The organism is Blastococcus sp. SYSU D00669 (assembly GCF_054050715.1).
Window position 1 is genome coordinate 1 of the sequence record NZ_JBJGZV010000088.1, and the last position, 808, is coordinate 808.

Consider the following 808-nt stretch of genomic DNA (forward strand, 5'->3'; position numbering starts at 1 on the left):
CCGAACTGCTTGCGGTCCTTGACGTAGGCCACGGCCGCGTCCAGCGCGCCCTGCGCGATGCCGACCGCCTGCGCGCCGATCGTCGGCCGGGTGAAGTCCAGCGTGCGCAGCGCGGTCTTGAAGCCGGTGCCCTCGGCGCCGATGATCCGGTCGGCCGGGATGGTGCAGTCGGTGAAGTACAGCTCGCAGGTGGGCGAGCCCTTGATGCCCATCTTGCGTTCCTTGGGCCCGACGGCGAAGCCGGGGTCGTCCTTGTGCACGGCGAACGCCGAGATGCCGCCTGAGCCCTTCTCCGGGTCGGTCACCGCCATGACCGTGTACCAGGAGGAGACGCCGGAGTTGGTGATCCAGGCCTTAGTGCCGCCCAGCACCCAGGAGTCGCCGTCGCGGCGGGCGCGGGTCTTCATCGCCGCGGCGTCGGAGCCGGCCTCGCGCTCGGACAGGCCGTAGCTGATCATCGCCTCGCCGGCGGCGATCGGGGCGAGCACCTGCTGCTTGAGCTCCTCGTCGGCGGCCAGGATGACCGGCATCGAGCCGAGCTTGTTCACCGCCGGGATCAGCGACGCCGAGGCGTCGACCCGGGCGACCTCCTCGATGACGATGCAGGTCGCGATCGCGTCGGCGCCCTCGCCGCCGTAGGCCTCGGGGATGTGCGTGGCGTGGAACCCGGCCGCGGTCAGCGCCTTCTGCGCCTCGATCGGGTAGCGCGAGTTCGCGTCGACGTCGGCGGCGTGCGGCGCGATCTCCCGCTCCGCGATGTCGCGGACCGCCTCCCGGATCGCCTCGTGCTCGTCGGTCAGCGCGTACA

At 71.7% G+C, this 808-nt stretch carries 1 protein-coding gene; it reads right to left on the bottom strand.

Features of this window, described 5'->3' with window-relative positions:
- Positions 1-808: acyl-CoA dehydrogenase family protein (locus ACI8AF_RS27510; protein WP_456542967.1), on the bottom strand; the 808-nt coding region annotated here is incomplete at both ends.